Annotated in this window: 22 protein-coding genes and 1 riboswitch; of the genes, 12 read left to right on the forward strand and 10 right to left on the reverse strand. The window is 43.6% G+C overall.

Features of this window, described 5'->3' with window-relative positions; all coding sequences use genetic code 11:
• Positions 1 to 5: 5 nt before the first annotated feature.
• From benE to WFH18_RS07975, 8 genes are all read right to left on the reverse strand, one after another.
• The gene (gene benE, locus WFH18_RS07940) at positions 6 to 1226 is read right to left on the reverse strand and encodes a benzoate/H(+) symporter BenE (protein WP_336754728.1); all 1221 of its coding nucleotides are present in this window, start codon (positions 1224 to 1226) and stop codon (positions 6 to 8) included.
• A gap of 58 nt (positions 1227 to 1284) precedes the next feature.
• Complete coding sequence (benD, locus tag WFH18_RS07945) at positions 1285 to 2070, reverse strand: benzoate diol dehydrogenase BenD (protein WP_005106868.1); 786 nt, start codon at positions 2068 to 2070, stop codon at positions 1285 to 1287.
• Between the two features lie 17 nt (positions 2071 to 2087).
• Entirely contained in the window at positions 2088 to 3104 is a 1017-nt protein-coding gene (gene benC, locus WFH18_RS07950; RefSeq protein WP_336754729.1) for a benzoate 1,2-dioxygenase electron transfer component BenC, read from the reverse strand.
• A gap of 90 nt (positions 3105 to 3194) precedes the next feature.
• Positions 3195 to 3686: a benzoate 1,2-dioxygenase small subunit gene (gene benB / locus WFH18_RS07955; protein WP_004647040.1), complete on the reverse strand. Its 492-nt coding sequence runs from the start codon at positions 3684 to 3686 to the stop codon at positions 3195 to 3197.
• Positions 3683 to 5071: a benzoate 1,2-dioxygenase large subunit gene (benA, locus tag WFH18_RS07960; RefSeq protein WP_336754730.1), complete on the reverse strand. Its 1389-nt coding sequence runs from the start codon at positions 5069 to 5071 to the stop codon at positions 3683 to 3685. Before benA ends, benB begins: the two co-directional genes overlap by 4 nt.
• A gap of 71 nt (positions 5072 to 5142) precedes the next feature.
• On the reverse strand, positions 5143 to 6063 hold the full coding sequence (gene catA, locus WFH18_RS07965; RefSeq protein ID WP_005100210.1) for a catechol 1,2-dioxygenase: 921 nt from the start codon (positions 6061 to 6063) through the stop codon (positions 5143 to 5145).
• 154 nt (positions 6064 to 6217) lie between these two features.
• Positions 6218 to 6508, reverse strand: coding sequence for a muconolactone Delta-isomerase (gene catC, locus WFH18_RS07970; RefSeq protein WP_004647036.1), 291 nt, complete (start codon positions 6506 to 6508; stop codon positions 6218 to 6220).
• A 13-nt stretch (positions 6509 to 6521) separates the two neighbouring features.
• A complete protein-coding gene (locus WFH18_RS07975) occupies positions 6522 to 7631 on the reverse strand; it encodes a muconate/chloromuconate family cycloisomerase (protein ID WP_336754731.1) in 1110 nt (369 codons plus the stop codon).
• Between the two features lie 115 nt (positions 7632 to 7746).
• Between WFH18_RS07975 and WFH18_RS07980 the strand changes: the two genes are divergently transcribed.
• From WFH18_RS07980 to WFH18_RS07990, 3 genes are all read left to right on the forward strand, one after another.
• Positions 7747 to 8658, forward strand: a complete 912-nt coding sequence (locus WFH18_RS07980; RefSeq protein ID WP_336754732.1) for a LysR family transcriptional regulator — start codon at positions 7747 to 7749, stop codon at positions 8656 to 8658.
• A 230-nt stretch (positions 8659 to 8888) separates the two neighbouring features.
• A complete protein-coding gene (locus WFH18_RS07985; RefSeq protein ID WP_180086980.1) occupies positions 8889 to 10262 on the forward strand; it encodes an MFS transporter in 1374 nt (457 codons plus the stop codon).
• Positions 10263 to 10370: 108 nt separating this feature from the next.
• Complete coding sequence (locus WFH18_RS07990) at positions 10371 to 11693, forward strand: DcaP family trimeric outer membrane transporter (RefSeq protein ID WP_039902226.1); 1323 nt, start codon at positions 10371 to 10373, stop codon at positions 11691 to 11693.
• 48 nt (positions 11694 to 11741) lie between these two features.
• Here WFH18_RS07990 and WFH18_RS07995 read toward each other — a convergent pair whose 3' ends face one another.
• Positions 11742 to 13163: an aminotransferase-like domain-containing protein gene (locus tag WFH18_RS07995; protein WP_004280396.1), complete on the reverse strand. Its 1422-nt coding sequence runs from the start codon at positions 13161 to 13163 to the stop codon at positions 11742 to 11744.
• Between the two features lie 378 nt (positions 13164 to 13541).
• Here WFH18_RS07995 and WFH18_RS08000 point away from each other — a divergent pair, with 378 nt between their 5' ends.
• The 4 genes from WFH18_RS08000 (at position 13542) to WFH18_RS08015 (ending at position 18328) form a co-directional block, all read left to right on the forward strand.
• A complete protein-coding gene (locus WFH18_RS08000) occupies positions 13542 to 15179 on the forward strand; it encodes a long-chain-fatty-acid--CoA ligase (protein ID WP_005246259.1) in 1638 nt (545 codons plus the stop codon).
• Positions 15180 to 15477: 298 nt separating this feature from the next.
• On the forward strand, positions 15478 to 16509 hold the full coding sequence (locus WFH18_RS08005) for a flavin reductase family protein (RefSeq protein WP_004280394.1): 1032 nt from the start codon (positions 15478 to 15480) through the stop codon (positions 16507 to 16509).
• 42 nt (positions 16510 to 16551) lie between these two features.
• Positions 16552 to 17718, forward strand: a complete 1167-nt coding sequence (locus tag WFH18_RS08010) for a fatty acid desaturase family protein (protein WP_004280392.1) — start codon at positions 16552 to 16554, stop codon at positions 17716 to 17718.
• Between the two features lie 259 nt (positions 17719 to 17977).
• On the forward strand, positions 17978 to 18328 hold the full coding sequence (locus WFH18_RS08015) for a hypothetical protein (protein WP_004280391.1): 351 nt from the start codon (positions 17978 to 17980) through the stop codon (positions 18326 to 18328).
• Between the two features lie 69 nt (positions 18329 to 18397).
• Here the strand turns inward: WFH18_RS08015 and WFH18_RS08020 are convergent, their stop codons facing one another.
• Positions 18398 to 19126 (reverse strand): HAD family hydrolase, encoded by a 729-nt coding sequence (locus WFH18_RS08020; protein ID WP_004280390.1) that lies wholly within the window; start codon positions 19124 to 19126, stop codon positions 18398 to 18400.
• Between the two features lie 281 nt (positions 19127 to 19407).
• Here WFH18_RS08020 and WFH18_RS08025 point away from each other — a divergent pair, with 281 nt between their 5' ends.
• From WFH18_RS08025 to WFH18_RS08045, 5 genes are all read left to right on the forward strand, one after another.
• Entirely contained in the window at positions 19408 to 20301 is an 894-nt protein-coding gene (locus WFH18_RS08025) for a LysR family transcriptional regulator (RefSeq protein WP_004280389.1), read from the forward strand.
• A 207-nt stretch (positions 20302 to 20508) separates the two neighbouring features.
• Positions 20509 to 20622: riboswitch (guanidine-I (ykkC/yxkD leader) on the forward strand.
• 29 nt (positions 20623 to 20651) lie between these two features.
• Complete coding sequence (locus WFH18_RS08030) at positions 20652 to 21389, forward strand: urea amidolyase associated protein UAAP1 (protein WP_164543250.1); 738 nt, start codon at positions 20652 to 20654, stop codon at positions 21387 to 21389.
• Positions 21390 to 21400: 11 nt separating this feature from the next.
• Positions 21401 to 22051, forward strand: coding sequence for an urea amidolyase associated protein UAAP2 (locus WFH18_RS08035; RefSeq protein WP_164543251.1), 651 nt, complete (start codon positions 21401 to 21403; stop codon positions 22049 to 22051).
• Between the two features lie 4 nt (positions 22052 to 22055).
• Complete coding sequence (gene uca, locus WFH18_RS08040; protein ID WP_164543252.1) at positions 22056 to 25676, forward strand: urea carboxylase; 3621 nt, start codon at positions 22056 to 22058, stop codon at positions 25674 to 25676.
• A gap of 117 nt (positions 25677 to 25793) precedes the next feature.
• A partial coding sequence (locus WFH18_RS08045; protein WP_442892468.1) for a transposase occupies positions 25794 to 26066 on the forward strand: 273 nt, incomplete at its 3' end.

A 26066-nucleotide genomic window follows, 5' to 3' on the forward strand; every position in this document is an offset into this window, starting at 1 on the left:
TGTCTTTAAACTCGTTTTGAATCTGATGCTGTAACTGGAACTGCGTTACGGTTTTTCTGTGACAGCAGAAAATGTGCTACCAGGCCAATGCAAATTCCCCAAAAGACTGAACTTAGTCCCAAGAAATGCATGCCGGAAGCAGTCGCTAAAAAGGTGATCAGTGCTGCATCACGTTGCGACTCTTTGCCCATTGCCACGGAAATGTTGGTGGCAATCGCACCCAGTAATGCCAGTCCTGCCAAAGCCGCAATGAGTTCTTTGGGCATCAGGCTAAAAAGCATGACAATGCTGCCGGCAAATAAGCCGCCTAAAATGTAAAAAAGCCCATTCGCCACACCAGCGATATAACGCTTTTCTTTCAGCTCGTGGGCATCTTTGCCTAAACACAATGCAGCCGTGATCGAAGCCAATACAATCGTGATACCCCCAACACAGGCCACTGCAAGCGAGGCAATACTGGTGGCACTGATAATCGGCTTGGCGGGCATGTCATAACCACTGAGTTTGATAATCGCCATTCCCGGTAAAAACTGGCCAGACAGGCTGACCAGGATGAGCGGGAGGGCCAGATTCAGGGTTGAACTCCAGGTCCATTCCGGTGCAATAAATTGCGGAATCGCCAGACTGAAATTTGCCGTGACCGGGTTGATCTTGCCGAGTAGCATGCTTAAAACCACACCGGCAATCAGCACCCAGACCATGGCATAGCGTGGACTAAAACGCTTGGCCAGCAAAAATACCGCCAGCATGCCAAAGACGATATAGGGCATGGTATCGGTCGCGGTAAACAACCCTAAACCAAACTGCAGTAAAATCCCCGCCATCATCCCGGCAGCCACTTCCTGAGGAATCCAGGACAGTAACTTGTCGAAATAACCGGTAATCCCAATGAGAAAAATCACCACAGCAGAGGTGATATAGGCCGCAACCGCTTCATTGAGCGAAATATCGGGAAACAGCGTGACCAATAGTGCCGTTCCGGGCGCAGACCAGGCGGTGACAACAGGTATTTTGTATTTAATCGATAAAAAGATACCTGCGAGCGCCGCACCAATAGAAATTCCCCAAATCCATGAAATCATCATGTCTGGGGAAACCTGGGCTTGCTGCGCTGCCTGGAAAAAAATGATCAGTGGCCCTGAATAGGAAATCAGCACTGCTAAGAATCCTGCAACAGTTGCTGAAATTGACCAATCATTTTTTAATGTTTGAAACAGGGTGTTCATTGGTGATGTGCCTCCTTGCGTCGAACCATGAGCCTGTTAAAAATCGTGATGATCAGGATTAGCCCTGATCACCACCACCGACCGGTACTACTGTACCTGTCATATAAGATGATTCATCCGAAGCCAGGAATACAATCGCATTCACTTGCTCCTGAATCGTACCGTAGCGTCCCATGAAAGTACGGTCAATGGTCTGATCAACCACTTGCTGCATCCATTCTTTTTCAGATTCAGTCAGTGGATTGGCATTGCGTGGTACTTTACGTGGTGGTGCTTCAGTACCACCCGTCGCGATTGCATTGACACGGATCCCGTCTTTGGCATGTTCAAAGGCAAGGGAAGCGGTCAGACCGTTCACACCACCTTTCGATGCCGAATATGGCACACGGTTAATACCACGAGTGGCAATAGAAGATACGTTTACAATGGTACCTTTCTGATTTTTAATCATTTCTGGCAATACTGCGCGGCAGCACCACAGCGTCGGGAACAATGAACGGTTCACTTCCTTGATAATTTCCTCTTCAGAAAATTCTTCGAAAGGTTTCATCCAGATCGCACCACCGACGTTATTGATCAGCGCATCGACACGACCATAGGTTTCTAGCGCTTTTTCAACGACTGATTGAGCACCGGCAAACGTTTCCAGATTGGCTTTGACCGTAATCGCATCACCGCCAGTCGCTTCAATTTCAGCCAGAACTTCTTCTACATAAGGGGAAAGGTCAGCCATGACGACTTGAGCACCTTCGCTCGCCACTTGCAGCGCGACACCGCGACCGATGCCTTGCGCAGCACCCGTCACGATCACGACTTTATTTTCAAATCTTTGACGATTAGACATTGAACAAATTCCCTCTATTAGTTGGCAGAGAATTTTTCAAACAGGAAGCTTGCAGGTTTTACGCCTTCAGCATCCAGCCAGCCGCGAACCGCTTCAACCATTGGTACAGGGCCACACAGGTAGACATCTACATCACCGCCATTCAGCCATTCGTTTTCGATATGACCAGTCACATAGCCTTTACGCTCATGTGCAGATTCTGGATTTGCTACTACAGTGCGGTATTCAAACCACGGGAATTTTTCTTGCAGTTCGTTTAGTTTTTCAATCGCTACCAAGTCGAAATCATTGGTCACACCAAATACTAAACGCACTGGATGTTCTGAACCTTTTTCTTCCAGCACTTGCAGCATCGACATGAATGGTGCAATACCTGTACCACCCGCTAACATCAATACTGGACGCGCTACAGGGCGCAGGTAGAAGCTCCCAAATGGACCGGTGAAAGTCATCTTGTCGCCAGCTTTGGCATTTTTACTTAAGAATTCACTCATTTTGCCGTTCGGTACGTTACGTACCACGAAACCGGTCAAACGGTCGCTTGGTTTTGAGCTGAATGAATATGAACGGGTTTCAGTCGTGCCTGGAATACCGACATTGACATATTGACCTGCCAAGAAGTGAATGTCTGGTTGACCTTCATCTAACTGGATGTCAAAAGTAATGGTCGAATCAGACAGGTTCTCGACACGAGCCAAAGTACCCTGGAATTCATGAATTTCAGTTTTGCAGACTTCTGAAGATGCCTGAATCTGGAACACTGCATCTGAAGTCGGTTTACATTGGCAAGCCAGAATAAAGCCTTCAGCGGCTTCTTCAGGTGTTAAAGCATCTTCAATATAAGTTTCTTCAGGCATGTCATAAGAACCTGATTCACAAAACGCACGACACGTTCCACAAGCACCATCACGGCAGTCCAAAGGAATATTGATCTTTTGACGGTAGGCTGCATCTGACAGTGTTTCGCCATCTGAAACAGAAATAAAACGTGTAACGCCATCTTCAAATTGAAGTGCAACATTGTGGTTTGACATGGCTGAATATCCTATATAAATCTTTGTAACTGAGCCTTTCAGCCAATTTTCCATCTGACCGAAAGGCATAACCTAGCTGTATAAACAGTCTTAGAGGTGATAAATGTCGATAACCTGGTTGATGTAATCGTTTTTCAGTACCACGTATTTGCTTAAAATTTGCGGTTTATCGCCTGAGAAATCGATTTCATAACGAGACATACCGAAATAGCTGTAACTTGTTTTGTAACGGAAGCTCAAAGTATTCCAGTTAAAACGTACAGTCACTTTGTCGCCATCACGTTCAACAATTTCAATATTGCTGATGTTATGGCAGGTACGTGTATCCGGCATGGTTGCAGATGAACGTTCAGTCTTGATCCGGAACACGCGGTCTTCTAAACCTTGACGGTCTGGATAGTAAATCAGGGAGATTTCAGACTGCGGATCTGTGGTCAGCTTGTCATCATCATCCCAGGCTGGCATCCAGAAAGACGCAGTAGGGGCATAACAAGTTAACCAATCATCCCATTGTTCATCATCTAAAAAGCGGGCTTCTTGATACAGGAACTGAGCAATATTTTCTAAAGTGATGTCGCTCATGCGTTTTCTCCTTCAGTTGATGCTGCAATTTCTTTCTCAGTCGCAATACCTTTTTTGATCAATTCTAACCAGTATTGGTGTTGAGACAGGTATAGACCTTCGTCTTCAGTTTTAATACCAGACAGTTTTGGTTTTAAACCAATTTCATTGGCAGCATCATCCGGACCTTGAATCCAGTGTTTAGAGCCACGGCACATGTCGTTCCATTCCAGCGCGATACCGGCATAACCTGCCTGACAAGCACGGAATTCTTCAAGATCGTCTGGTGTCGCCATACCTGAAGCGTTAAAGAAATCTTCATACTGACGGATACGACGGGTACGCGCTTCAGGCTCTTCGCCTACAGGTGCGATACAGTAGATCGTCACTTCAGTCTTATCGACAGAAATCGGGCGCAGGACACGGATTTGTGAACCGAACTGATCCATGAAGTAAACGTTTGGATAGATACACAGGTTACGTGAACGTTCGATCATCCACTTCGCCATAGCTTCGCCATATTGCGCAGTGTATTCATCTTTCTTGGCAAAGTTAGGACGGTCTTCCGGGTTAGCCCATTGGGTCCATAGCAGCATGTGACCATGTTCAAAGCCGTAAGAACCACCGCCTTGCTTGCCCCATGAGCCTGCGCTCATCGCACGGATGTTATCGCCAGCTTCTTTTTCTTTACGTTGCTGAGTCGTTGCAGCATAGTTCCAGTGTACAGCAGACACGTGATAACCATCAGCACCGTTTTCAGCAGTCAACTTCCAGTTACCTTCATAGGTATAAGTCGAAGAACCACGTAAAACTTCCAGACCTTGTTCAGACTGATCCACGATCATGTCAATGATTTTGGTCGCTTCACCCAGGTATTCTTCCAGAGAAGGAACATCCGGATTCAAGCTGCCGAACAGGAAACCTTTATAGTTTTCAAAACGGGCAACCTTTTTCAGGTCATGTGAACCGTCTTTGTTAAAGCAGTCTGAATAGCCCGCTTCAGCCGGATCTTTAACTTTTAATAACTTACCTGAGTTATTGAAAGTCCAGCCATGGAATGGGCAAGTATAAGTTGCTTTATTGCCTTTCTTGTTACGGCACAATTGTGCACCGCGATGCGAACAGGCATTGATCATGGCATTCAGTTCACCTTGACGGTTACGTGCAATGATGATCGGCTGACGACCAATATAGGTAGTATAGAAGTCGTTATTGTTTGGAATCTGGCTTTCATGTGCAAGATAAACCCAGTTGCCTTCAAAGATGTATTTCATCTCCAGGTCAAACAGAGCTTGGTCTGTGAATACAGACCGGTGAAGTTTAAATTCACCAGATTCAAAATCGTCAACTAGAAGCTCATCAATACGATCAAGATGACTGGTGTTAATTACGGGAATACGAGGCATGTCCTTTCTCCGACTTTCCAAGGGGGAAGTCAGCGGGATATATCTCAAGGCATATCCCGCTTCTTAATGTATTAAGCGCTAGCGCGGCGACGATCAACTTCAGTAGAAGGTGCGTCTTGTTTCTCTTTCACAAGTTCAATATCAAATTGAATGTGTTTGAAAGGACCGTTGAGACCACGTTTTGCAATTTCAGCTTCATCAGTCACGTCAACCGCAGTTGCCACCAAGCCTTCACGAGTCGCGAATGCAAAGTCATCCCACAGGTATTGGTCGCCTTCAATATTGAATTGAGTAGTCAGCTTGCGGTAACCCGGTGCAGATACGAAGTAATGTACGTGCGATGGACGGTTACCATGACGGCCTAATTTGTCCAGTACAAACTGAGTTGTACCTTCTGGAGGGCAGCCATAACCCACTGGCATTGTAGTCAATGCAGTATATTGACCATCGGCAGCGGTAATGATGCTGCGACGCAAGTTAAAGTCAGACTGTGACTTGTCAAAGAATGAGTAGTTGCCCAGGCTGTTTGCATGCCAGATTTCAACTTTGGCACCTTCAACACGGTTGCCGTCAGTATCCGTCACTGTACCTTCAATGATTAAAGTCGGGATTTTGCCTTCTTCAGAACCATCATCCATACGCGCAAAGCTTACAGTTTCAGGTGCGCCAGCGACATAAAGTGGGCCTTCAATCGTACGTGGCGTACCGCCAGTAATACCTGCTTTAGCATCCGCTTCATCAGCACGTAAGTCTAGGTAGTGTTCCAGACCCAAACCTGCAGCCAATAAACCTAATTCGTTCGCTTGACCGGCATCAGTAAAGTATTCCAGACCTTTCCACAGTTCTGACTGGGAAATATCAAGATCTTCGATCGCTTGGAAAAGGTCACCCAATAAACGCACAACAACTTGTTGTACACGTTCATCTACAGGACCTGTCGCTGTATCAACGTTCATTTGCTTAACTAATGCATCAATTTCTTGGCGATTCATACTATTGCTCCTAAAGTATGTCTTTCATCTTTTAGTGGCGCACTTTTTTAGCTTTCATTGGCTGGCTAAATCTGGCTGGCCACAATCCTTGTTGAGGTACCCTCTGTTTTCGATTCGGAAGGGGAATCCGGTGACTCCCAATCCGCTCATTTAATCAACTGTCGTCATCTCGAACTGAAGATGGGTGACGGTTTAATGCCATCACTTCAATGTTCATATAAGGATAGAGAGGCAAGCCTTGTAACAGGTTGTGCAACTCTTCATTGCTTTCAACATCAAAAATACTGATGTTTGAGTACTGGCCCGTGATGCGCCAGATATGACGCCATTTGCCTTGACGCTGCAATTCCTGTGAATAAGCCTTTTCAACAGCCTTAATTTCGTTTGCCTGTTCAACTGGCAGATCACGTGGAATGTTTACATCCATACGTACGTGGAAAAGCATGGGTTTCTCCTAATTACTGACGACGCAAGTTGTCAATCTTGTTTTCATCCAACTCAATCCCCAGACCTGGTCCTTTCGGAATCTCAAGTTCAAAGTTTTGATAGTTGAGTGGGGTTTTCAAAATATCTTCAGTCAGCAGTAGAGGACCAAACAGCTCGGTACCGAACGCCAGACTTTCAAAAGTAGAGAACACATGTGCCGAAGCAATTGTGCCTACCGGGCCTTCCAGCATGGTGCCGCCATACAGGTCAATACCTGCAAGTTTGGCAATCTTGCCTACTTCGCAACCTTCAATCAGGCCACCCGACTGGGCAACTTTGACTGCAAAAACAGATGAACCGTTTTGTTTGGCAATCTCATACGCTGAGTGCGGGCCCATTAACGATTCGTCTGCCATGATGGCAACATCAAAACGTCGGGTCAGACGGCGCATGGCGTCCAGGTTATCAATTGCACATGGCTGTTCAATCAGATCAACACCGCCATCTTGCAATAACTGAATGCCTTTAATGGCTTCCAGTTCTGACCAGGCACGGTTCACATCGACACGGATCGAAACGTCTTTGCCTAAGGCTTTCTTAATTGCCAGAACATGTTCAACATCTTCTTTTACCGGACGCGAACCGATTTTCAGTTTGAAAATGTTGTGGCGTTTTGCCGCAACCATTTTCTCTGCTTCAGCAATATCTTTTTCGGTATTTCCAGAAGCCAATACCCAAAGAACTGGAATACTGTCACGTAAGCGGCCACCGAGGACTTCGCTTAATGGCAAACCTAAACGTTGTGCCTGAATGTCTAAAAGTGCAGTCTGAATCGCACATTTGGCAAAACGGTTACCATTAATATTCTTTTTAATTGCTTGTAATGTCTGTGCAACATTTAAACCGGATAATGTTTTTAAAAGAGGCGCAAAATAAGTTTCAATATTAACTTTTACGCTTTCCGGGCTTTCATCACCATAACCTAAGCCACCGATAGTTGTTGCTTCACCCCAACCGATGTAACCATCTTCAGTGGTGATTTTGACCAATACCAGGGTCTGGGTTTGCATCGTCGCCACTGCCATCTTGTGAGGGCGAATGGTTGGAATTTCTACCAGCAAGGTTTCAACTGACTTATACATAATACGGGTTCACATTCTTGCTTTAATGCTTTGACTTGATATACCTTAAAAGAATAATGTTGATTGGTCTAAGATCGATTTAGCATTTTTTTATACTTTAAAGGTATTCAGAGCCATGGAACTCAGACATTTACGTTACTTCGTTGCCGTCGTCGAAGAACAAAGTTTTACCAAAGCGGCAGAAAAACTGTTTATTGCTCAACCACCTTTGAGCCGACAGATCCAAAATCTAGAGCAAGAGCTCGATATTCAACTATTTGAGCGTGGTAGCCGCCCGCTAAAAACCACCGAAGCCGGTCAATTTTTCTATCAGCACGCTGTTAAACTTTTGTCTAATGCTGAAGAAATAAAATCGATGACCAAACGGATTGGAATTGCTGATCGCACCATAACCATCGGTTTTGTTGGCTCTTTATTGTTTGGTTTGCTGTCTCGGATTTTATTTTTATTTAAGCAGCAGCATCCTTATCTCAAAATCGAGATGATGGAAATGAATACCTATGAGCAGATTCAGGCGCTGAAAGAGGGAAGAATTGATGTCGGTTTCGGCCGTTTAAGAATCTCGGATCCTGCGATAAAACGGGTGTTATTGCGTGAAGAACGCCTAGTGGTGGCGGCTCATTCAAGCCATGTACTGGCCCATCGTGAAAATATACATTTATCTGAACTGGTCGATCAGCATCTGTTCTTATATCCGAATACTGGAAAGGCAAATTTCTCTACCCAGGTTCGTGGCATATTTTCTGAGTATGGTCTTGAACCGAAAAATATCCGGATTGTCCGTGAGTTACAGCTGGCACTGGGCTTTGTCGCTGCCGGAGAAGGCATCTGCATCGTACCGGAAAGCGCACAAAACATTAAATTAGCCCATCTCAACTTTGTACCTCTAGCAGATGCTTTTGCAGTGAGTCCTGTCTTTATGGCGATGCGCAATATGGATGAAAGCGAATACATCCGTTACCTGTTTGATGCTGTGTATCAAGTCTATGATCTTGAAGCGCTAAAATACGATCGATCGGTATTTTAATCGCTAAAAATCGTGTGAATGATATAGCACTAAAAACCGATGAGGACGCTATAAAAACAACCTGTTTTACAAAACATCATGATTGAATAATATATTTATTAATTAATTGAATAGTTTAATTTGACCCAGACCTTATAGGTATAAAGCCATGCCTATTCAGTTTTAGACATTTTTTCCTATTTTCTGCATTGTGAGCAGCATAAGTTGAACTTCACAATTAGGAGGTGGAGATGTCTACAAATAAAGTGAATATAAATACGCTGATTGATGAAGCGAAATTCACACCCTTTCACTGGGGTGTTTTGATCTGGTGTTTGCTGATCATTATCTTTGATGGTTATGACCTGGTCATCTATGGCGTGGCATTGCCACTACTGATGCAGGAATGGTCGCTAAGTGCGGTACAAGCGGGAATGCTGGCCAGTACAGCCTTATTCGGGATGATGTTCGGTGCCATGAGTTTCGGAACCTTGTCCGATAAACTCGGCCGTAAAAAAACCATCATGATCTGTGTGGCTATTTTTAGTGGGTTTACCTTTATCGGTGCCTTTGCCACATCACCAGTCGAATTCGGAATTTTACGTTTCCTGGCTGGCCTTGGAATTGGCGGTGTCATGCCTAACGTCGTGGCATTGATGACCGAATATGCGCCTAAACGCATCCGTAGCACGCTGGTTGCCCTGATGTTTAGTGGTTATGCCATTGGCGGGATGACTTCTGCGTTATTAGGTGCATGGTTGGTGCCACAATTTGGTTGGAAAATCATGTTCCTGCTTGCAGGTGTTCCATTGCTCATCTTGCCGATTCTATGGAAATATCTGCCAGAATCCCTGATGTACCTGACCAACAAGCAACAGACGGCTCAAGCACACACTATTATTCAGAAAATTTCTCCGACACAGGTCATCAACAGTGACACCCAGTTTGTACTGAATGAAGTACAAAAAGGGGATGAGGCACCATTAAAAGCACTCTTTCAACAAGGCCGTAGTTTCAGTACCTTTATGTTCTGGCTGGCATTCTTTATGTGCCTGTTGATGGTCTACGCCTTGGGTAGCTGGTTGCCAAAACTGATGATTCAGGCAGGATACTCGCTGGGTGCAAGTATGATCTTCCTGTTCGCACTGAATATTGGCGGTATGGTAGGTGCCATTGGTGGTGGATATCTCGCAGATAAATTCCATATCAAAAAAGTGCTGACTATCATGTTCTTATGTGGTGCCATTGCATTGATTCTGCTTGGTTTTAACAGTCCGCAATTCGTGCTGTATACCTTGATTGCTGTGGCAGGTGCTGCAACGATTGGCTCACAAATTCTGCTCTATACCTTCGTGGCGCAGTATTATCCATCGACGGTACGTTCTACCGGTATGGGTTGGGCATCAGGTATTGGACGTATTGGTGCGATTGTTGGGCCGGTACTCACTGGTGCTTTATTAACCATGAATTTACCGCATCAAATGAACTTCTTTGCAATTGCGATTCCTGGCGTAATCGCTGCGCTGGCAATTTTCCTGGTGAACTTAAAAACTTCCGTAGATGGCCAAGCCCTTGCAACACCTGATGTGAAGCCGAATCCATTGGCAAAAGAAGCGACACATTAAGTTAGATTTCAATCAATAAAGATAATATTCCCAATGATATAGATCGCCATCGTAACGGGTGGTGATCTGTTGCTAGAATCGAAATGCATAATAAAAAGCGAGTTTAGGATGAACACGACACAATTATTTAATCAACCAACAATCACATTCAAACGCACAGTTCTGATGAGCATGATGGCAATGAGTTTAGGGGGCATCAGCTTATCGACTCAAGCACAAACCTCCACTCAGTCGAATCAGCAGGAAATTGAACAACTGCGCCAGGAAGTTCAGGCCTTACGCGCACTGGTTGAACAACAGCAAAGACAGACGGCTGTGGTCACTGCACATGTTGCAGCAACACCCGCTCCAGCAAGCAAACCTGTCATGAAAATTGCCAGTGGTGCCGAATTTAATCTTTACGGAAATGTCCGAGCCGATGCCTCTTATCAGGTAGAGGGAACCAGTCGAGATTTGCCATACAACCATATTAATGCTGTGGCATTAGAAGGAAATAATGAAAATAGTGATCGTTTAAGATCAACACTTTCTGCTACCCGCTTAGGAATGGACTTCAAAGCACCTGTCGGCGCTGGGGACAAAGCCCTGAGTGGTAAAGTTGAAGTAGACTTTCTGGGCGGTGCAAGCTTTGATAATTTACGTATCCGCCATGCTTATATCAGCTATGCCAACTGGTTAATTGGTCAAACCTGGTCAAACTTTGCGGTACCAGATTATATTCCAGAAACTGTAGATGCACTGGTTTATGCTGGCGGTTCAATTAAACGGACTCCACAAGTTCGTCATACCAGCACCTTCAGCCCGGCTACCAATCTGGTACTGGCGGTAGAAGATCCAAAAGATGGTTCTATTAAGCAGCGTCTACCTGCTTTAACAGCACGGTTAAATCATAAATTTGCTGATAATCTTACCGTTAGTGCGCGTGCCATGGGCCAGGAAAAACGTATCAATGAAGATGAAGAAATGGCGTGGGGTGTGGGTCTGGGAACAAAATATGAAGTTGTACCGGGTACCACTTTAAAAGCGGATTATTATCATGTTAAAGGCGATAGCAGCTTTGTTTCTTTTGCCAATACAGGTGTTGTTGCAGCAGGTGGAAATCTTTACCAAAGTGAATTTGACTCGATTACAGTAGGTATTACCCAGCAGTTTAATGACAAATTGCGCGGTACATTAGGTTATGGTTATATGAATTTTGACCAAGATAATGGCTATCTTACTGCCGTGAATACAAGTACAGTTAACAAAGATCTGTGGCAGGCTTGGGCAAACGTTTTCTATAGCCCAACCAAACCTTTAAGTTTCGGTCTGGAATATATTTATGGTGAACGCGAAGCATATGGGCCTGCATTAAATATTGATGGTGACGTAATTAGTGGTCGTACAGGTGAAGACAACCGAATCAATGCGGTTGCGATTTACAACTTCTAAGACTTCTTTCAATGAGAGAGTCTGATCTGTAACAGAAGCGTGGATGAATTAATCCGCGCTTTTGCTATTTTGAAGAATGGTTTCTGTCAGCAGATTGACTGCATTTTCAATATTGGCTGTCCATTCAAACGAACAATTCAGCCGAATATAATGTTGGCTGGTAGGCTCAGGCTTAAACAGCAGTGCAGGGGCAACTGAAATATGTTGTTGAAGCAATTGTTCATAGAGCTGCTGGGCATCAACTTCTTTAGGAAACTCAATCCAAAGAAAATAACCGCTGGAATAATAGTAAATTTCACAGATGCTTCCCAAACTTGCTTTGAGTTCCTGATAAAATTTCTTTTTATATTTTTCCAGATGCTGCCTTAAATGCCGCAAATGTTTTTCATAATGATGATGTGAAATAAATTCGACCAGCGCATTTTGAAGTAAGGGACTGACTGTTAAAGTGCTCATGAGCTGTAAGTGCTGAATGGCATCGGAAAATGGGCCGGCATACACCCAACCGACGCGTGCACCCATCCCCAGCGTTTTCGAAAATGAGGCGCAGTGCAAAACCATCTGATGCCGATCAAAATATTTAACGGGTAGCGGTTTGGATGAACCATAATTTAATTCCTGATAAACATCATCTTCGATTAAATACACCTGATATTCATACAAGAGTTCCGCAATTCTTTGTTTGATTTCAGAACTGACGGTAAAGCCAATCGGATTATGGGCATTCAGCATCAGCCAGCACACCTTGATCGGATACTGTTTTAAAGCCTGTTCAAATGATTCCAGATCAAAGCCAAACTGTGGATGTTCCGGAATCGTAATCACCTGTAATCCCAGACGCTCGGCTGCCTGCCAGGCACCATAAAATATGGTTTGCTGTAGCAGAATAAAATCACCGGGTTGGGTTAAGGCCTGTAAAGACAGATTCAATGCTTCTAGTGCGCCAGATGTAATGACAATGTCATCCAGATTGCATTTAATCCCTTGTAATTGATAACGATTGGCAATCAGTTGCCTCAAGTCCTGATTCCCGGGCGGCATGTGATTCTGATTGTTATAACTGCTTTTTCTTTTGGCCTGCTGCGCCAGAATCTGCATAAATTTGGCGTTATATAACAGCTCTGCATTGGGAAAGGCAGAACCAAAAGGCACAATTTCGGCTGACTGAGTCGATTTTAAATAATTAAATACCACCGAGTTGATTTGAATTTTAGGATTTAAACCAATCTGTACGAACTGTTTGCTATTGAGCAGTGCTTGAGTGTGTTCTGCAACGTAATAGCCCGATTTGTCTTTGGCATAGACTAGACCTTGTGCTTCAAGTTCCTGATAAGCATTGAGTACCGTCATCAGGCTATAACCAGATAATTGGGTCTGTTCGCGAAGTGAAGGCAATTTTTCATGTGCCTTCCATACGCCATTTTCAATCATCTGACGGATATTCTGTGCCAGTTTTTCAGACTTATACATACACTTTCTTGAACTATAACTGTTCTAATTATTTTGATTTATAGCATATTTTAAGATGCTTAATATAACAAAAGGGAGGACTAGGCTTATTGTCATTCTATTTTTAAGCTTGAGTCTTGATACACGACAATTAAAGTGAAAATCCGGTTTCAGATTTTCTGTGGAAATTTTATCTCTACATAAATTGTATTCCCATTTTTATACGCCTCAGTCACTTGGCTTAATTTGTCACAATTCGATACTTACAAAGTTAGATTTCCTTGCTAAATTCGGTCCACATGATGATAAAAAGTAAGTGACGGTCTAAGACCGAGCCATCATGCAACTATAACAACGATACGAAAATACGGACCAATAACAAGCGCAAAGGAGTGGAGAATGCTCGGAAATATGATGTTTCAGCCTTTACTGATCAGCAGCATGATTGAACATGCAGGACGCTATCATGCCGATACCGAGGTAATTTCCAAAAATACCGATACCAGTATTACAGTGACCAATTGGGGAGAAATTCATCAAAACTCGAAACGTTTTGCCAATGCATTACAACAACTCGGCTTGGCGCAGGGAGATCGGGTCGCGACTATTGCCTGGAATAATCATCGCCATTTAGAGTCCTGGTATGCCATTTCTGGCAGCGGCTTGGTCTGTCATACCATTAATCCTCGCTTATTTCCGGAACAGCTGATTTTTATTATTAATGATGCTGCGGATCGCGTGGTGCTGTTCGATAAAACATTTGTCCCTTTAATTAAAGCCGTGAAAGCGCTGTTGACCTCAGTCGAGCATTTTATCTGTCTGGATGCGGTTGATCCGGCAGTTAGAGAAGCGATTCCAGAAGTACAATTTTATGATGATCTGATTGCCGGGCAAAATACAGAATTTGAGTGGCCAACACTTGATGAAAACTCGGCAAGCTCTTTATGTTATACCTCGGGAACTACGGGCAATCCCAAAGGTGTACTGTTTAGCCATCGTTCTACGGTATTACATAGCTATGCCATCATTTTACCTGACTCCTTAAATGTCTCAGCTGCCGATATTATGTTGCCTGTGGTGCCTATGTTCCATGTAAATGCGTGGGGCACGCCGTATGCCGCTGCGATGGTGGGATGCACTCTGGTCCTTCCTGGACCGGGTCTGGATGGCGCCAGTCTGGTCAACCTGATTGATACTTATCAGGTTTCGGTAGCACTTGGCGTACCGACCATCTGGCAAGGTTTGATTGCCGCCGCAAACCAGTCAGGCTCCAAACTGGAAAGCCTAAAACGAAATGTAGTGGGTGGATCGGCATGCCCACCGGCCATGTTAAGAGCTTTCAAAGAACAGTTTAATTGTGAAACGATCCATGCCTGGGGCATGACAGAAATCAGTCCACTGGGTACGGCAAATCAGCTCAAGACCAAACATTTACATCTGTCTGATGAAGAAAAATTACAGATTCGGCTGTCCCAAGGTCGTCCACCATTCGGGGTTGACCTACGTTTGACTGATGCAGAAAAAGGGACGCATGAAATTGAGCGTGATGGACAGACCACAGGAAATTTACAGGTGAAAGGGCATTGGGTCATCAGCCATTATTTCGGCAAGGAAGAATCAGCTTTGACTGCAGATGGCTGGTTTGATACCGGCGATATTGCCACGTTGGATCAGGATGGCTTTATGAAACTCAGTGACCGTTCTAAAGATCTAATCAAGTCTGGCGGAGAATGGATTTCATCGGTGGAGCTAGAAAATATTGCCATGGGGCATCCGGAAATTGCGATGGCAGCCGTAATTGCCGCCCAGCATCCTAAATGGGATGAGCGCCCGGTATTGATTGCCATTAAAAAACCGGATAGCCAGCTAAGTGAAACTGATTTGCTAGATTATTATGCGGACAAGGTAGCCAAATGGCAGATTCCAGATCGAGTCGTATTTGTTGATGCGATCCCTCTCAGTGGTACCGGTAAAATGCTGAAAAAGGATCTGCGTGAATTATATGGTACTATTCTTTTGGAACAGGTGGCAGGTTAACGCATCATTTAAGCTGAAAATCCTAACATGAAGTCAAAAAACTGATCTCTATGAGAGGTCAGTTTTTTTATGTATAGGCTAAGCAGCGTTGTCGGTTTAAAAATGCTTTTTCTCAATCCATATGGCCTTGATCGCTACTTTTAGACGATATTGTCCGACAAAAAGTCATATTATATGGCTTAAGAACATAATTTGACCTGTATTGACATGGTCTGAATGTGAGAATTCTTTATCCTGAGCAATATAATAATTAGACAGTTGTACATTAATGGAACTGTCTGCGGATAAGGGGATAAAAATGACAAGCATGCCAACCTATCAGCCGCATTGGATCCGGGAAGATTTCATTGATTTCATTGATTTTATTGGTGAAAAAATTCATCCAACCTGGGCAATCAAAAAAGTTAAGGCTGCCGTTATGGGTATTCAAGCCATCAGCCCTGACTTTTTCAAGATTCACTTACGTCCAAATCATAATTTTAAAGCCAAGTCATTTCAGGCCGGCCAGAATATTGCAGTGACTGTTAGACTCGATGGCGTACGTCATCAGCGACATTATTCTGTGGTCACTGTATTGAAAAATGGTGATCTGATCATTGCGGTTAAACAGCAGGGCAAAGTGTCACATGCCTTAAGCCTGATGCAAATTGGTGCCGTGATCGAAATATCACAGCCGCAAGGCGAGTTCACATTGCAAAAATCCACCCAGCCGATTTTATTTCTGGCTTCAGGCAGTGGTATTACCGCAATTTATTCCTTGCTGCAAAAAGCAGTCATTCAGTCTCTGGAACAGATCGACCTGATTTATTTCACTCGAGATGATGCCTTTCATGCTGAACTGAAAACCTTGGCTCTCATGCATCCAAACTTGAAATATCACCATTTCAATACCGTGGAACACCAGCAGCATCTGACGCAGAGCTTATTGCAAAAGCTGGTGCCAGACTTTGCAGAACGAAAAATTTACGCCTGTGGCTCTGCCGGGATGATGAAAGCTGCACTGAAAATCGTTGATAAACTGGATTTGAAATCCAATTTTCATTCGGAATATTTCCAGGTTGTAATCGATGAAAAAATTAAAGCACAGCCGGTACAGTTTTTAAGATCGCAGCAAGAGTTTCAGGCACAGTCCAATTTACTGGAAAGTGCCGAAAAATCCGGCTTGCGACCAGCACATGGTTGCCGGATGGGTATCTGCAATACCTGTTCCTGTATCAAGGTCAGTGGTTCGGTACGAAATGTCCTGACTGGTGAAATTGATCATGGTAATAATACCCAGATCAAACTGTGCATTTCTCAGGCAGTGAGTCCTGTGGTGATTAATCTATAAACTATTGATAAGCCATTAATTAAACTATAAGAAGGTGCTCCCATGAATATGCAAATCGATTTTAAACGACATAGCAAAAGCCAATTTCTCAATCCGGAACAGATTGAGGAATTCGGTGCCAAAGTCGATGCGATCCGCCGCGAGGTCATGGATGATCTGGGGGAAAAAGACGCCGAATATATTTATAAAATCCGCAACTTTGTCCGCTATAGTGAAATTGCCTCACGCGGCATGCTGATGTTTGCCGGCTGGTTGCCACCGGTATGGCTGGCGGGGACAGGTCTGCTCGGTCTTTCCAAAATCGTGGAAAATATGGAACTCGGCCACAATGTCATGCATGGCCAGTTCGACTGGATGAATGATCCGAGTCTGAACGGTGCGACCTATGACTGGGATACGATTTCAACCGGCGATGACTGGAAATACACCCATAACTATATTCACCATGCCTATACCAATATCGTCGGAATGGATCATGATGTCGGTTATGGTCTGATTCGGGTCAGTGAATCGCAGAAGTGGGAACCACGCTTTCTGTTCAATATTCCACTGGGCATTCAGTTAATGGTATTTTTCGAATGGTATGTTGGCCTGCAACGCCTGCATCTGGAAGATGTGATTGCCTATAAAACCAAGACCTGGAAAGAAGTCTGGGAAGAGGCAGCACCTTTACGCCAGAAAATGCGCCGTCAGGTGTTAAAAGATTATGTATTTTTCCCGCTCATTGCCGGCCCAAACGCCATTCCGGTATTTACCGGAAATGCGGTGGCCAATGTGATTCGCAGTCTATGGGCTTCTGCTGTCATTTTTAACGGTCATTTCACTGAAGATGCTGAAACCTTTGAAATGGACAATACTGACAATGAAACCCGTGCCGAGTGGTATTTACGCCAGATTCGTGGTTCGAGCAATTTTAGTGGAACAACCTGGCTACATATCTTGAGTGGCAATTTGAGCCATCAGATTGAGCATCATCTATTCCCGGACATGCCCGCCAATCGCTATGCGCAGGTTGCGCCAAAAATCAAAGCGCTCTGTGCAGAATATGGTATTCACTATAACGAAGCCAGCTTCATGAAACAGTTTTCTACAGTGTGGGTAGGTCTGGCTAAATGTTCTCTACCGAATCACTGGACCGAGCAAGTGGTTGAAAAAACCCATGCTGCCAAGTCTGTATTCAACTACTTTAAAGCGAAACTATTGTCATAATTTTTAAGCGTTACTTATTCACCATTTTGGTACTCCTCAATAGATTTGGATGGTCTATTGAGGAATTTTTTTTAAGTTTTATCAGATTTAATATCATTAGAATAATCCTGTTTATGAATAAAATATGGATACAGATTTCAAAAAATGACGAAAGCAAAACAGATCCAGTACTGCTGAAACGCTTTGCCTACAACAACCTGCTTCAGCTCTAAAGGCTTCTCTCTATAATGGCCGCGTCGTTACACTCAAGGTCTCAGTTTTGAAACATCTTAAATATTTTTCAGCAATTCCATTATTAGTACTTTTAACTGCTTGTAACACCACTGAAGCACCCGCACCAGATTATCAGGGCAACTGGAAAAACACCGTGGAAAATCCAAAACTTGAAAATATTCTGGTTATTTCAAAAAATGGTGAAAATTATCTGATTACCAATACGATCAAAGATAAGGAAACCGGTAAAACCGAGAAAAAGAATCCAATGCCCGCTGCAGTGAACGAAAATGGCATGCTTCAGTTGAACGCAGGTGCAGGTATGGTCGATTTTGCAATCGATGAGAAAACCGGAAATCTGGTTGGTTCAGGCTCAATCTATAAAAAAGCCAAATAGTCAGCAAGATTTTTAAGCCACAAATAGTATTCAAGATGTCATGAACAAGGATGCTTCATGGCATCTTTTTTAGTGGATGTTGTTATTGAATGAACTTAATAATTCAGCAAAATTTTCGACATAATAATTTGCTTTGGCTTTGATCAAATCTATTTCATGAGCGGAGTGCTGGTCATAAATTCCCACTACCTCGATGCCCGCATGATTTGCTGCTTCTACACCGACTAGAGAGTCTTCAATAATTAGACATTCCTCAGGTCGAAGGTTAAAGGCTTGCAAAACATTCAGATAAACTTCGGGATGAGGTTTAATGTTCTGGACATTTTCACGGGTGAGAATCAAGGAAAAGTCCTCATCAAAGCTGATTTTAGAGTTAATATTTCGATTGTTATCCTGATAGCGCTGTACATTGAATAAACTGGTGGTGGTGGTCAAAGCCAGTGATATCTGTTGCTGTTTTAAAGCCTGAATCAGGAGGTCTGCCTGAGGTTTTAACTCGACGATATCATCCAGAAAATGTCGGGAAATACTATAACGACGATTTTTTACTTCTTCTTTAGCTGGTTCAAAACCGTATTGTTCTTTTAAAAATCCACAATATTCCAGATAAGGATCTGACCTATGTCTCAAGGCGGTAAGTTGAAGATCGCGCTGTTGCTGAATCTGAATCTCATGTAAATCGACTTTTCTGTTGGAGAGCTCATCAATCAGGGCTGCATCTACCTGATTCCAGATGCCTACAGAATCAATCAACGTACCATCTAGATCAAAACAGACCAGCTTTTTATCCTGAAACATATAAGATTTCTCTGTATTTTTACCATTTATTCGGTGGGGCTGAGTATATCGCATACGATTTAAATGTTTAACTGACCTGAGCAAACCGGGCTGGAAATTTTACGCTAAGGGACTTTTTAATGGATTTATTCACCTGTTAAAAGTATTTATTTACGGAAAATTACAGCGAGTTTAATCCTGAAAATAGTTGCGAAGTGTTATATTTTAATCTGACCCTCAATAGACTTATGCGGATGAAAGACCTGTCCGAATGATGAGAAAGTTAAAGGAAATGTATTTCTGTGTTTGAACTTGACTGTAAATTGCTCAGTATTTTTTATTATGTCTATAAATTTAAAAACGTATCTCAGGCAGCCGATCATTTAGATATGAGCCAGCCAGCGGTGAGCAATCTGCTGAATAAAATTCGCCAGCATTATGGTGATCCTTTATTTTTACGTATTGGCAATGAAATGCTGCCGACAGACCTGTCCAAACAGCTCTTTCCCTTGGTCAGCGAAGCATTGAGCAAAGTTGAAGCCATTAATAACTTTACTATCAATTTTGATCAGGTCACTTCACAGCAGCGCTTTACACTGGCAATGACTGATGTATCGCATCTGGTACTGTTGCCAAAAATTTCACAGTATCTGAAGCAGCATGCGTCCCATATCCGTCTGAATGTGCGTCCGATTACGTCAGAAACCAGCTATCAAATGGCCAATGGCGAGATTGATCTGGCTTTGGGCTTCTTGCCAAATCTGGAGAATGGCTTTTATCAGCAGAAACTGTTTGAGCAATATTATGTAGTGATCGCGGCGAAAGATCATCCGCGGCTCACGGGTGACAGCATCACGACCGAAGAGTATTTACGTGAAACGCATATCGATATTGATGCCGGGATGGGGCATTACCATATTGAAAATGAATTGCTGAATCTGGAACTTAAGCGTGACATTCTAATGCGTCTGCCAAGTTATCTGGGAGTCGGACTGGTAGTGCAGGAAACCGATGCGATTGCGACCGTGCCTTATTATTTGAGTGAAGTCCTGTTATCACGTGGCAATCTCAAGATCTTTAATGCGCCAATTGCGTTCCCGACCTATTCCGTAAAGCAGTATTGGCATATGTCCTGTCATCATAAAACCAGCCATCAATGGTTACGTAATATGCTGCATGAGATTTTAAGTAAATAACTCTACCGCTTAAATAGTTTGATTGAGTTCTCATCTCTAGATTTTACAATTCCCGGTACAAGCCGGGATTTTTTTATTTTGGTACATCTTGATGCCTTTTTCAGAGCCTTGCACCTGAAGTGATCAGTTCCATCTCAAAAAAAAGTATTACGAATATAAAAAATAGTATTACCAGTTTGGCACGTCCTTTGCATCTATCTACATCATCATAAAGTGATCTAGGGTTCCGATACATGAACATTCATGTAGGTCTGCGACCGAGAGTTCACGGCTAGGTTTGTTCAAACCCAAGCTACACGGAGGGATAAAAGCCCGGGAGGTAAACCGTAAAAAGATTGGGATGGATGCAAATGAGCACAATAACTTATCACGAAGATCAAGTCCTCTGGACTGAACGTTTACCGGGTGGACACCACTGGTCAGCACGCATTCAGCGTGGCGCAGTTTTACAACTCAAATCTTTAGGCGCGAATGCCAATGTTTCACTGTTTTGTGTAAATAGCGAAGACAAGCTTGAAGCCTATAACATGCCAGACAGCTTAAAAGCACAACACACGGCATTTTTAAGTACAGGGCATATTTTGGCGTCTGATTTAGGTCGTGCGATGATCTCGATTGTCAAAGATGACCATGGTTGGAATGATGCCTTTTGTGCGCCAAGTACCGCACCGCAAATTGGAGCACAGTTTGGCACGAAGACCTTCCAGGATGCCCGCAACGACATGTACCGCAATGCTAAAGACAGCCTACTTTTAGAGATGACCAAATTTGGTTTATCTGCGACGGATCTGAGTAATACCTTAAATCTATTCTCAAAAGTTCAACCGGATGACAATGGCAATTTAACTTATGTGAAGTCTGACAATACCGACCAAGTAATTGAACTACGCTTTGAAATGGATTGTTTGGTGTTTTTATCCAGCGCACCACATGCACTCGACAATTCTAATGAATATGCACCAGCCGATATTCAGCTCTCACTCTTTAAAGCACTGCCTTTAGGCGACACCGATGTCTGCCGTGACTCATGCCCGCAAAATCAGCGTGCGTTTCAAAATAATAACCGCTACTACGCTTTAACTGCTTAAGGGGAATGATCATGACTGCACTCGTAAATATAGAAAAATCAGTACTTAGCGAAGTTTGTCCTGCCGGTGAAGCATGGATGTGTGAAGTCAAAAAAGGCCAGTATTTCCGTATTGTTGATCTTGAAGGTAATCAAGCGGTGGATACTTTGTTTATTTCCGCACATAACCCTGAAGAGCGTTATAGCGCAACCGATACTTTGGCGATGAACCGTCAAATTTATCTAGAAAAAGGTACGACTTTATATACCAACTTTGGCAATAAAATTGCGAGTATTCATGATGACAACTGCGGTCGCCACGATACTTTAGGCGGTGCATGTTCATGTGAAAGTAACACGGTTCGTTATGCGCATGATAAATATCCAATGCACAGTTGCCGTAACAATTTCATGATTGCATTGTCACAACATCCGATTGCGAAAAAGCATGGTCTGAATGTGCGCCATATCGGTCCAAATATTAATTTTTTTATGAATGTACCTGTAACTTCAGATGGTCACCTGAAATTTGATGATGGGATTTCTGCACCGGGCAAATATGTGGAAATTAAAGCTGAGATGGATTTGATTGTGTTGATCTCAAACTGCCCACAACTGAATAACCCATGTAATGCCTATAACCCAACAAAAATTCAACTGATTGTCCGTGAAGGCGAGGTATAAGACTATGACTTTAAAATATGGGTTTAATAAAGTTCTCATCGCCAACCGTGGTGCAATTGCTTGTCGTGTCATCCGTACCCTTAAAAAATTAGGCATCCAATCGGTTGCGGTGTATTCGGAAGCAGATCGTGATTCCTTGCATGTGACTTTAGCTGATGAAGCGGTCTTTATTGGTGATGCACCTGCAAGCCAAAGCTATCTGAATGTCGATAAAATCTTAGAAGTGGCCAAACATACCGGTGCGCAAGCGATTCATCCGGGCTATGGATTCCTGTCTGAAAATGCCGAATTCTGTAATCTGTGTGAAGCTCAAGGCATTGTATTCTTGGGACCAAATGCCGAGCAAATGAAAGCTTTTGGTCTCAAACATACTGCACGTGAATTGGCAATTCAAGCCAATGTGCCGTTATTGCCGGGTAGTCAATTACTCGCTGATGAAGCTGAAGCACTGCTTGAAGCGGAACGTATCGGTTATCCTGTGATGCTCAAAAGTACCGCTGGCGGTGGTGGTATTGGTATGCGTTTGGTGTGGAATGCTGAAGAGCTGAAAGATGCTTACACAACCGTGTCGTATTTAGCGCAAGCGAACTTTAAAGATGCAGGCTTGTACCTCGAGAAATTTGTGCAAAATGCGCGTCATATCGAAGTGCAAATCTTTGGTGATGGCAATGGCTTAGTTTTAGCTTTAGGCGAGCGTGATTGTTCGGTGCAACGTCGTAACCAAAAAGTGATTGAGGAAACACCTGCGCCACACATTACAGATGAACAACGTGCTTATATCCAAAACGTTGCGATTCAATTGATGCAGTCAGTGAATTACCGCTCGGCAGGTACAGTTGAATTTGTGATGGATACCGACACGCAAGAATTCTATTTCTTGGAAGTGAATACCCGTCTACAAGTGGAACATGGTGTAACCGAGCAAGTCTTTGGTGTGGACCTTGTGGAATGGATGGTGACCTTAGGCAGTGGTGATTGGGTTGCTCCAACGTCAAAACTTGAGTCGCAAGGTCATTCGATTCAAGTGCGTTTATATGCCGAAGATCCAATCAAAAACTTCCAACCAAGTGCAGGGCTTTTAACGCATGTTGCGTTTGATGCCAATGCCCGTAATGAAACTTGGGTAGAAACCGGCTCCAATGTCTCGTCGTTCTATGACCCGATGATTGCCAAAATTATCGTCACAAGCGATTCTCGTGATTCTGCCATTCAAGCCATGACGGATACTTTGGCTAAAACTTCGGTTGCCGGCATTGAAACCAATCTTGAATATCTGCAAAACATTATTGAGGGTGAGGTCTTTAAAGCAGGCACGCAAACCACACGCTTCTTAAATACCTTTGAGTGGAAAACCCAAAAAATCGAAGTGTTACAAGCTGGTATTCAAACCGCCGTGCAAGATGTCACAGGTCGTTTGGGCTACTGGGATGTCGGTGTGCCACCATCAGGTGCTATTGATCCGCTGTCTTTAAATGTCGCAAACCAATTGTTGGGCAATGCACCGAATACCGCAGGGCTCGAATGTACCCTACAAGGCCCAAGCTTAAAATTCCATTGCGATAGCCAAATTGTGCTTGCAGGTGGTGATATGCCATCGACCTTAGATGGTGTGGCTGTCCCAATGTGGCAAACCGTGAATGTGCGTAAAGGTCAGGTACTTAAATGTGGCAAGATCGCCACAGGTTGCCGTACTTATATCGGGATTAAAGGCGGTCTAAATGTGCCTGAATATTTGGGTTCACAAGCAACCTTCACTTTAGGTCAGTTTGGCGGTCATGCAGGGCGTAATTTACTGATTGGCGATATGCTTCCAATCACAGCATTTACATCCGATGAAGTCAAAGCATTAAATGAAGATCAAATCCCGACATTCTCAAATTCTTGGGAAATTGCGGTGATGTATGGTCCACATGGCGCGCCTGATTTCTTTACCAAAAACGATATTGATACTTTCTTTGCTAACGAATTTGAAATTCACTTTAACTCAAGCCGTACTGGTATCCGTTTGATTGGTCCAAAACCTGAATGGGCACGTCAGGACGGTGGTGAAGCGGGTCTGCATCCATCCAATATTCATGACAATGCCTATGCTATTGGTGCGATTGATTTCACCGGTGATATGCCAATTATCTTGGGTCCAGATGGTCCAAGCCTAGGTGGTTTTGTCTGTCCTGCGGTGGTGATTAACTCTGAACTATGGAAATTGGGTCAGCTTAAAGCAGGCGATAAAGTCAAGTTTGTACCTGTCAGCTACCATCAAGCGAAATTGCTGAATGAAAAATATCATGTTCAATTAACTGCCCAAGATACACAAGCGGTTACTTTTGATAAATCGTTCTATCCTGAAATCAGCACCTTAAAATCTGCCATTTTAGACACCTTAAAAGGTCAAAATGGTACGCCTGATGTGGTGTATCGTCCTGCCGGCAATAACTATATGCTCGTTGAATATGGCGAGTTGGTTTTAGATTTAAACCTGCGTTTCCGTATTCATGCGCTGATGCAATGGGTCAAAGATCAAAACATTCAAGGTATTATCGACCTGACACCGGGCATTCGTTCACTGCAAATTCATTTTGATTCGACTCAGCTCGATCAGATTGATTTATTGCGTATGCTACAAGTGGCGGAAGAGCAACTGCCTGATGTGACCGAGATGCAAGTGCCATCACGTACCGTGTATTTACCACTAGCTTGGGAAGATTCACAAACACAACTTGCCACTGAGCGTTATATGCAAACGGTACGACCTGATGCGCCGTGGTGTCCGGACAATATCGAATTTATCCGTCGTATTAATGGCTTAAAAGACAAACAAGCCGTGAAAGATGTGGTCTATAACGCCAGTTATTTGGTCATGGGCTTGGGTGATGTGTATTTGGGTGCACCTGTAGCAACGCCACTTGATCCGCGTCAGCGTTTAGTCACGACTAAATATAACCCTGCGCGGACGTGGACACCTGAAAACGCCGTGGGGATCGGCGGTGCGTATATGTGTGTCTACGGTATGGAAGGTCCGGGTGGCTATCAGTTTGTCGGTCGTACTTCGCAAATGTGGTCACGCTACCGTAAAAACCCTGATTTTGAGCAAGGTATGCCGTGGTTACTGCGCTTCTTTGACCAAATTAAGTTTTATGAAGTGTCTGAAGCGGAACTCATGCAAATGCGTGAGGACTTTAAAGCAGGGCGTTTAAAATTACGCATTGAAGATGGTGTATTGAATCTAAAAGAATACAACGACTTCTTAACTGAAAACCAAGAATCTATTTCGGCATTTAAAGCGGTGCAACAAGCCAACTTTGATGCAGAGCGCCGTCGCTGGCATGAAGCAGGTCTTGCGGAATATGTCTCTGAAAGTCTAGATGCTGTGGATGATGGCGAAGGGGTTGAAGTGCCTGAAGGTGGTTGTGCGGTGGAATCACATATGCCGGGTTCAATTTGGAAAATTGAATGTCAGTCAGGCGATATTGTGGAAGAAGGTGCGACCTTAGCTGTGATTGAAGCGATGAAGATTGAGATACCAATTATTGCACCTGAGCGTATGCGTGTCGATGCGATTACCATTGAAAAAGGGCAAACGGTGAAAACGGGGCAGGTGTTGTTTACATTGGCACCAGTGGCTTAAAGAATCCTCCCTAACCCTCCTTTTTCAAAGGAGGGAATTTCAGAGGTGGATCAGGAAATTTGAACAACACTTATAAGTGATATTTTGCTCCCCAAATGATGTTATAAACATCAATATATGGAGTATTTTATGACACGTAGACCAAGAAGAAATCATTCAAATGACTTTAAAGCTAAGGTAGCACTTGCTGCGATTAAAGCAGAAAAAACACTTGCTGAATTGAGTGCTGAATTTGATGTTCATCAAAACCAAATTATTGACTGGAAAAATCAACTGATTTCAGCTTCCTCGCAAGCTTTCGATCAATCAAAAGCTCCAACAGAACCACCCATCGATCTAAAAAAACTACATGCAAAAATCGGTGAGCAGGCATTAGAAATTGATTTTTTA

The sequence above is a fragment of the Acinetobacter sp. USHLN143 genome (assembly GCF_037145695.1).
Classification (GTDB): domain Bacteria; phylum Pseudomonadota; class Gammaproteobacteria; order Pseudomonadales; family Moraxellaceae; genus Acinetobacter; species Acinetobacter fasciculus.

Bases quoted from the DNA above. Each gene is read 5' to 3' on its own strand.
- benE (WP_336754728.1), bottom strand. From the start codon at position 1,226: ATGAACACCCTGTTTCAAACATTAAAAAATGATTGGTCAATTTCAGCA.
- benD (WP_005106868.1), bottom strand. From the start codon at position 2,070: ATGTCTAATCGTCAAAGATTTGAAAATAAAGTCGTGATCGTGACGGGT.
- benC (WP_336754729.1), bottom strand. From the start codon at position 3,104: ATGTCAAACCACAATGTTGCACTTCAATTTGAAGATGGCGTTACACGT.
- benB (WP_004647040.1), bottom strand. From the start codon at position 3,686: ATGAGCGACATCACTTTAGAAAATATTGCTCAGTTCCTGTATCAAGAA.
- benA (WP_336754730.1), bottom strand. From the start codon at position 5,071: ATGCCTCGTATTCCCGTAATTAACACCAGTCATCTTGATCGTATTGAT.
- catA (WP_005100210.1), bottom strand. From the start codon at position 6,063: ATGAATCGCCAAGAAATTGATGCATTAGTTAAGCAAATGAACGTTGAT.
- catC (WP_004647036.1), bottom strand. From the start codon at position 6,508: ATGCTTTTCCACGTACGTATGGATGTAAACATTCCACGTGATCTGCCA.
- WFH18_RS07975 (WP_336754731.1), bottom strand. From the start codon at position 7,631: ATGTATAAGTCAGTTGAAACCTTGCTGGTAGAAATTCCAACCATTCGC.
- WFH18_RS07980 (WP_336754732.1), top strand. From the start codon at position 7,747: ATGGAACTCAGACATTTACGTTACTTCGTTGCCGTCGTCGAAGAACAA.
- WFH18_RS07985 (WP_180086980.1), top strand. From the start codon at position 8,889: ATGTCTACAAATAAAGTGAATATAAATACGCTGATTGATGAAGCGAAA.
- WFH18_RS07990 (WP_039902226.1), top strand. From the start codon at position 10,371: ATGAACACGACACAATTATTTAATCAACCAACAATCACATTCAAACGC.
- WFH18_RS07995 (WP_004280396.1), bottom strand. From the start codon at position 13,163: ATGTATAAGTCTGAAAAACTGGCACAGAATATCCGTCAGATGATTGAA.
- WFH18_RS08000 (WP_005246259.1), top strand. From the start codon at position 13,542: ATGCTCGGAAATATGATGTTTCAGCCTTTACTGATCAGCAGCATGATT.
- WFH18_RS08005 (WP_004280394.1), top strand. From the start codon at position 15,478: ATGACAAGCATGCCAACCTATCAGCCGCATTGGATCCGGGAAGATTTC.
- WFH18_RS08010 (WP_004280392.1), top strand. From the start codon at position 16,552: ATGAATATGCAAATCGATTTTAAACGACATAGCAAAAGCCAATTTCTC.
- WFH18_RS08020 (WP_004280390.1), bottom strand. From the start codon at position 19,126: ATGTTTCAGGATAAAAAGCTGGTCTGTTTTGATCTAGATGGTACGTTG.
- WFH18_RS08030 (WP_164543250.1), top strand. From the start codon at position 20,652: ATGAGCACAATAACTTATCACGAAGATCAAGTCCTCTGGACTGAACGT.
- WFH18_RS08035 (WP_164543251.1), top strand. From the start codon at position 21,401: ATGACTGCACTCGTAAATATAGAAAAATCAGTACTTAGCGAAGTTTGT.
- uca (WP_164543252.1), top strand. From the start codon at position 22,056: ATGACTTTAAAATATGGGTTTAATAAAGTTCTCATCGCCAACCGTGGT.